This window comes from Nocardia sp. NPDC057455 (genome assembly GCF_042802775.1).
In the GTDB taxonomy this organism is placed as follows: domain Bacteria; phylum Actinomycetota; class Actinomycetes; order Mycobacteriales; family Mycobacteriaceae; genus Nocardia.
The window spans coordinates 2,500-9,103 of record NZ_JBHVDM010000127.1; the positions used below are offsets into that span (position 1 = coordinate 2,500).

8 protein-coding genes and 2 pseudogenes are annotated in these 6,604 nt (G+C 68.5%); all 10 read left to right on the forward strand.

Features of this window, described 5'->3' with window-relative positions; genetic code table 11:
* Positions 1-657: pseudogene (locus ACFU5M_RS31680) on the forward strand (hypothetical protein); the annotation flags it as partial.
* A gap of 11 nt (positions 658-668) precedes the next feature.
* Entirely contained in the window at positions 669-2,024 is a 1,356-nt protein-coding gene (locus ACFU5M_RS31685; protein ID WP_379054776.1) for a DUF935 family protein, read from the forward strand.
* Entirely contained in the window at positions 2,024-3,493 is a 1,470-nt protein-coding gene (locus ACFU5M_RS31690) for a phage protease (protein ID WP_379054778.1), read from the forward strand. Before ACFU5M_RS31685 ends, ACFU5M_RS31690 begins: the two co-directional genes overlap by 1 nt.
* Before the next feature lies 1 nt (position 3,494).
* Positions 3,495-3,920, forward strand: coding sequence for a hypothetical protein (locus tag ACFU5M_RS31695; protein WP_379054780.1), 426 nt, complete (start codon positions 3,495-3,497; stop codon positions 3,918-3,920).
* A 28-nt stretch (positions 3,921-3,948) separates the two neighbouring features.
* Positions 3,949-4,881, forward strand: a complete 933-nt coding sequence (locus ACFU5M_RS31700) for a hypothetical protein (protein ID WP_379054782.1) — start codon at positions 3,949-3,951, stop codon at positions 4,879-4,881.
* Positions 4,878-5,306, forward strand: a complete 429-nt coding sequence (locus ACFU5M_RS31705) for a hypothetical protein (RefSeq protein WP_379054784.1) — start codon at positions 4,878-4,880, stop codon at positions 5,304-5,306. The genes ACFU5M_RS31700 and ACFU5M_RS31705 overlap by 4 nt, the downstream gene beginning before the upstream one ends.
* Positions 5,307-5,322: 16 nt before the next feature.
* Complete coding sequence (locus ACFU5M_RS31710; protein ID WP_379054786.1) at positions 5,323-5,706, forward strand: hypothetical protein; 384 nt, start codon at positions 5,323-5,325, stop codon at positions 5,704-5,706.
* Positions 5,703-6,029, forward strand: a complete 327-nt coding sequence (locus tag ACFU5M_RS31715) for a hypothetical protein (RefSeq protein WP_379054788.1) — start codon at positions 5,703-5,705, stop codon at positions 6,027-6,029. The genes ACFU5M_RS31710 and ACFU5M_RS31715 overlap by 4 nt, the downstream gene beginning before the upstream one ends.
* Complete coding sequence (locus tag ACFU5M_RS31720; RefSeq protein WP_379054790.1) at positions 6,029-6,346, forward strand: hypothetical protein; 318 nt, start codon at positions 6,029-6,031, stop codon at positions 6,344-6,346. Before ACFU5M_RS31715 ends, ACFU5M_RS31720 begins: the two co-directional genes overlap by 1 nt.
* A gap of 3 nt (positions 6,347-6,349) precedes the next feature.
* Positions 6,350-6,604 (forward strand): annotated as a pseudogene (locus ACFU5M_RS31725) (hypothetical protein); the annotation flags it as partial.

Consider the following 6,604-nt stretch of genomic DNA (forward strand, 5'->3'; position numbering starts at 1 on the left):
CTCGGCGCCGGACGGTGGCCGGGAATCGACGACGACGCCGACCACGTGTTCGGCGACCGCGAGGTGTGGCGAGACATGGCCTACGAGACGCGGCCGACGCTGGTCGGCGACATCGCGATCGGGTACGCGGTGTCAGACGACCGCAAGTGGATCACCTTCGCCGCGGCGCAACGCACGTCGACCGGACGCATACACCTCGAGGTCGGATACCACGAGGCACCGACACCCGCGGCCGCCGACCGGTTGATAGCGCTCGTGCTGCGGTTGGATCCGTGCGCGCTGGTCGCCCGGGCGGCGCCGGCGCCGGCGGCGACGCTGCGGACACCGTTGCTCGCCGCGTCGCTCGAGCCCGAGGAACTCACCGGGCCGCAGTACGTCGAGGCCTGCGGCGGCATGTACGACGACGCGGTAAACGGGCTCCTGTCGCACAGCGACGACCCGCGGATGAACGCCGCGGTCGACGGGGCGTTCTCGAAGCTGCCCGGCGCGGTGTGGCAGGCACGAACGGGCGGGGTGATTTCGCCGTTGGAGGCGGCGACGTGTGCGCGGCAAGGGCTGCTGATCTACGGCGGGTTGATCGGTGCGCCGCTGGGGCCCGCGGGGGATGAGACCTATCAGGACGACGACGAGTTCTCCGTGTTCGACGCTGCCTTCTAAGGAGGTGAAACGTGGCCGAAACCGTGTCTACCGCACCAACTTTCGAGCTGGGCTATGTGAACCAGTACCTCACCGATTGGCAGCAGTGGGACCAGGACGAGAAGGTACCCGACCTACAGTGGCCGAACTCTGTCCACGTATATAGGCGCATGGCATCCGAGGACAGCCGGGTGTTGTCGGTGCTGGAAGCGATCGGGCTGCCGATTTTGCGAACCGAGTGGAGGATCGACCCGAACGGCGCGCGCGACGAGGTGACGGAGTTCGTCGCGAACAACCTCGGATTGCCGATCGTGGGTGCCGAGGCGCCGTCGTCGCAGCCGCGAATCAAGGGCCGCTTTCAGTGGGGCGAGCACATCGAAACGGCGTTGTTGAAGCTGCGCGACGGACACCAGTATTTCGAGCAGCTGTACCGCGTCGGCGACGACGGGCGGGCGTATCTGCGCAAGCTGGCACCGCGACCGTCGACGACGATTACCCGGATCCATGTCGCGCAAGACGGCGGGCTGGAATCCATCGAGCAGCGGCCGCCCGTCGGCGGAAAGTTGCTCTATCCGCTGACGACCGTCGAGATTCCGGTGTCGCGGTTGGTGGTTTACCGGCGTAAACCCGAACCGGGCGATTGGGTGGGACGGTCGCTGCTGCGGCCGGCCTACAAAAACTGGCTGCTCAAAGACGAATTCATGCGTATCGAGGCGGCGGCCGCGCGGCGCAACGGCATCGGTGTACCGGTCATGCACGCGCCGCCCGGCGCCGACGAGGCGACCATTAGGTCATATCAGAAGATGGCGTCGCGCTACCGCGGCGGCGAAACCTCCGGCCTCGGATTGCCGCACGACGCGAAAGCCGCGCTGCTCGGTGTCTCCGGCAACCTGCCCGACATCCGCCGGGCGATCGAGTACCACGACAAGTCGATCGCTCTCGTCGGGCTCGCGCACTTTCTCAACCTCGACCGCGGCGGGTCCTACGCCCTCGCCAGCGTGCAAGCCGACGTGTTCGTGCAGAGCGTTCAATCGATCGCCGAATCGATCCGGCGGACCGCGCAAGCGCACGTCGTCGAGGACCTCGTCGATATCAACTTCGGTGAGGACGAACCGACGCCGCGCCTGGTGTTCGACGAGATCGGATCGCGGCAGGATCTGACCGCGTCGGCGCTGAAAATCCTGATCGACGCCGGGCTCATCCTTCCCGACCCGCGGCTCGACGCGTTCGTGCGCCAGCAATACGGGATGCCGCCGGCCGAGCCCGACGAGGAACCGGTCGACGACGCCGTGCAGACGCCCGCCCCGGCCGCGCCGCCCGCCGCGCCGGTCCCGGTGCCTGCGGCCGCGCGGCGGCGTGCCAGCGACCGGCAAGAGGTGCTGTTCTAGTGGCCGACGTCGAAGTGCCCGACCGTCCCGTGCTGGTCACCGTGCCTGATGTCGAGCTAGTGCAAGTCGGGCATTGGGACATCTCGACGGGCCCGCTGGACGTCACCAGCGACGACCTGTATTCGGCGGTCGCGGCGCTGGCGTGCCCGGCGGTGCGTAACCCGGTGCTGAAACTCGGGCACACCGACCCGCGGTTCGACGGCGAGCCCGCGGTCGGGTGGGTGGGGGACATGGCGGTAACGAGCGACGGTACGACGCTCGTCGGTGATTACCGCGGCGTCCCGGCGTGGCTTGGTGAGGTGATGGCCTCGGCGTACCCCGACCGATCGTTCGAGGGTTACATCAACTTTCGGTGTCAGATCGGGCACATTCACCCGCTCGTCATCTCGGCGATTGCGCTGCTCGGGGTGACCCCGCCCGGTATCGGCACCCTCGCGAGCTTGCAGGACATCGCCGCGTTGTACGGCGTCGCTGCCTCATCCGAACCGCCGCCCGGCGGCTCTGCGTTCACCGTCACCATCCGAAAGGAATCGACCATGCCCGCACCATTGGCGACCCGGGTCGCCGCGGCGGCGACCGTCGAGGACGTGCGCCGCTCGTTCTACGACGGTCCGGCCGCCGACAACTGGTGGTGGATCGAAGACATGTTCATCGACCCGCCCGAGGTGATCGCCGTCGACGAGTCGAACGGCTCGCTATGGCGGGTGCCGTTCGATGCCTCGGGCGACGAAATCGTCTGGGCCGACGCGCAAGAGGTCAAGCGCGAATACGTCGCCGCGTCGACCGGACTGCGTCGGCCGGTCGCGCAGTGGGCATCGGCAGCCGAATCGCGGCCCGGGAACCGCCGGGCGCCAACACAGCGACCCTCTGCGAGTGCGGAGGTGAAAGGAGAGGAGAAAGGTATGTCTGACCTGTTGCAGAACCTCCGCACGCGTCTCGGGCTCGACGACGCCGCCGACGAGGCGGCGGTGCTCGCCGCGCTCGACGAGGTGTTGCCCGGCGAGAACGACGACGACAAGGGCGACGACGAGGGCGAGGGCGACGGCGAGGGCGAGGGCGACGGCGACGAGGGCGCGACGCCCCCGGCCGCGCTCACCGCCTCGCGCTCGCAGGTGATCGACACCAAGGCCCTCGCCTCGGGAGTGGTCACCATCGACGCCGCCACGCTCGCCGAGCTGCGCGCGAAGGCCGAGCGCGGCGACCAGGCGCGCGCCGAGCAGGAGAAGCGCGACCGCGAGTCGCTCGTCGCTGCGGCGATCAGCGACGGCCGGATCCCGCCGGCGCGGCGCGATCACTGGTTGCGCTCGCTCGAGGTCGACCCCGACGGGAGCCGCGCGCAGCTCGCGTCGCTGGCGCCCGGGCTCGTGCCTGTGAGCCCGATCGGGCACGGCGTCGACGGCGGAGAGCAGTCCGTCGCCGCGGCCGCCGACATCCGCAAGTCCGACCTTTACCAGAACTGGAGCATCTGACATGAGCGCAGTCCCAATCGTCACCAAGGCCGGGCCGCGGACCTACACCCCCGACGAACCGATCCTCGGCGGACAGCTCGTCGAGGCGCGCACCGGCGGGAAGATCGGCGTTGCCGCGGCGGGTTCGGTCAAGGTGCTCGGCGTCGCCCTCACCGATGGGCAGGACCCCGACGCCGTCGTGCTGAACGGGCAACCGCTGAACGCCGCCATCACACCGACCAAGATCGGCGTTGCCTATGGCGGCATGGAGGTACCCGTTACGTACTCGGCAAACGCCGCGTTCGGCGACAAGCTCGTCGCGACCGCAACCGGGAAGGTCGCGCCGGCCGGGGCAACTCCGGACGCACGCACGATCGTCGGTATTTGCGCCGAGCCCGCTGGTGTCACTGTCGCCAGCAACGCCGTCGGTCTCATGCGGACCGCCTGATCGCTGATCACGGAAGGAAACAACGACCATGCCTACCTCTGTGCTGAGCATCAGCGACGGGCCACGGACCACGGTCGCCGACCTCGTCGGCAACCCGATGCTGATTCCCGCCCGCGTGCTCGAGCTGCTGCGAAATGCGTTCGTCGCCGAGGCGCTGTTGCGCGACGCCGGCCCGAACACGAACGGTCTCGTCCGCTACGACGAGTCAACACCGCTGTACCTCGGGACCGATATCGAGGACGTCGCCGAGTTCTCCGAGATCCCGGTCGGTGCCGGACAGCGCGGTACGCCCGCCATCGCCTACGCCACCAAGAAGGCGCTCGGCGTGCGTATCTCGCGGGAGATGCGCGACGAAAACAAGCTCGACGACGTCAACCGGCAACTGAAACAGCTCGTCAACACGTTCATTCGCGCCGACGACCGCGTGCTCAAGGCGTTGTTGCAGAGTGCCGCGGTTCCGACGATGCCCGCCTCGGCGGCGTGGGACACCGCCAACAGCAAGCCGCGCAAGGATTTCGCCGACGCAATGTACGAGGTGTCGGCGGCGACGCCGACCGCGACGCAGGGCGACGACGGGTTCGGGTTCAAACCGGACACCATCGTGTTGCATCCCTCGCTCGTGCCGATCCTCACCGATAACGAGGATTTCTTGAAGGTGTACAAGGATGCTCTCGCATCCGAGTCGATCGCCTACACCGGCGCGCTTCCCAAACAGATCATGGGTATGGATCCCCTCACCGCGTGGTCGTGGCCGATGGATCGGGTTTTCATCGGCGAGCGCAAAACGATCGGGTTCTACTCCGACACACGGGCGTTGGAATCGACCGGGCTGTATCCGGAGGGCGGCGGGCCCAACGGTGGCCCTACCGAGTCGTGGCGGTCGGACACCTCGCGCAAACGCGCGATGGCGCTCGACGAGCCGAAGGCCGGTATCTGGATTACGGGAGTGGTGACCCCGTGACCCGCTACCGACTGACCGCGCTGCGGTATTCGCAGATCGTCGACGCCCCGAAGGGCGGCCCGATCGAATACGCGCGGCGGCGCCGCGGCGACGTGTTCGAACTCGACGACGCCGAAGCCGAACGGCTGTTGAAGGCCGGCGCCGTCGAACGCGTCGACGACGAGCAGCCGGTCGACGACGGCGAGCCCGGCGAGGCGACCGCGGCCGACGTCGACGAGGCCGGCCGCGGCGAGCAGCCGGTCGACGACGCCGGCGAACCGCTCGACCCGGCCGACATCTCGGCGGGCCCGAAGGGCGCCGTACCGCCGAGGGCCGGCGCAAAACCGTTGTGGGTCGACTACGCCGTCGCGAACGGTATGCCGCGCCCAGAAGCCGAAGAGATGACGAAACCGGAACTGATCGCCCGGTTCGGCGGCGGAAACTGAGCGGAGAGGGGACGTCATGGCCTTCGCGACGGCTGACCAGATAGCGGAGCAGTGGCGTCCCCTCACCCCTCGTGAGCGAGCGCGCGCCGCCCGGCTGCTCGACCTCGCCGAGCAACTCATCCGCGGCCGCGTCATCATCGACGAAAGCGACACAGCGAAACTTGCTGTAGCGAGACAGCTTTCGATTGAACTCGTCGCCGACGCGTTGGAGAGTGGTCCTCGCGTCGTCGGGCCGCGGGTCACGCAAGCCGCGCTCGATACCGGCTCGTACACCGTCGAGCTTCCCGACGGCGCCGGGCGGGCGTGGCTGCTCACATGGTCCGACGACATGTACGCGTTGTTCGGGCTGTCCAACGGGCAGCACCAACCGGCGTACTACTTCGGAGACTGCCCGCAATGATGGCGTCGGATCCGTTGGCGCCGTTCTTCACCACACCGGTTGTCGTCGAGCGGCGCACCGGCAACGGTGCGGCCGGTCCGACGTTCGCGCCGCCCGTGACGCTGCTCGGGTGGGTGGTCAACGAACGGCGCCTCGTGCTCGGCGGCGACGGCGAGGAAATCGAAAGCGCCGCGCGGGTGTCGCTACCGGCGACGACGCCGGCGATTCCGGTCGGGTCGCGGGTGCGGTTGCCCGACGACCGGGTCGCGACCGTGCTCACCGAGCAGCGCCGCGAGGGCGGCCCGGCGTTCTTGCCTCACTACTACTCGGTCGATTTGACCTGATGGCGGTCGAATGGGACGGCGTCCGCGGGTTGGACGCCGCGCTGGCGCGCGGGCTCGACATGGCACTCGAAGCGTTGAAAGACGACGCGGTCGCCCGCTCGCCGACCGAGTCCGGCGAGCTGGACCGCTCGGCGGTAATCGACAGCGACGGGCGAGTCGGGTCGGTGGAGTTCACCGCGGAGTATGCCGCGATCCAAGAGCGGCGCCGCGACTTCGAGCACGACGACGGCGGGCCCGGGTTCCTCGCCTCGGCGCTAGCCGATCTACCGATCGAACAGATTGTCGGCGAGCAGCTCAGACGCGAGATAGGAGGTTGATACGTGGCTGTCGCGACGACTACCTCGGCGCTGCTGCAAGCACTCGCGCAGCATCTCGCGGCCGCAGGCCTGGCCCGCTACAGCCTCACCGGCTACAGCGGCGACGACCCGGCCCGGCCGGCGGTCGCGTTCGAGCAGCTACCGGCGGCGCCCGACACTGCGGTGTCGATGGCGGTCTACAACCATTTGACCGACCGCGACCGATGGAACCCTGATGTGTATGTCCGGTTGCGGTTCCGTGCGGCCGGTGTGGATCCG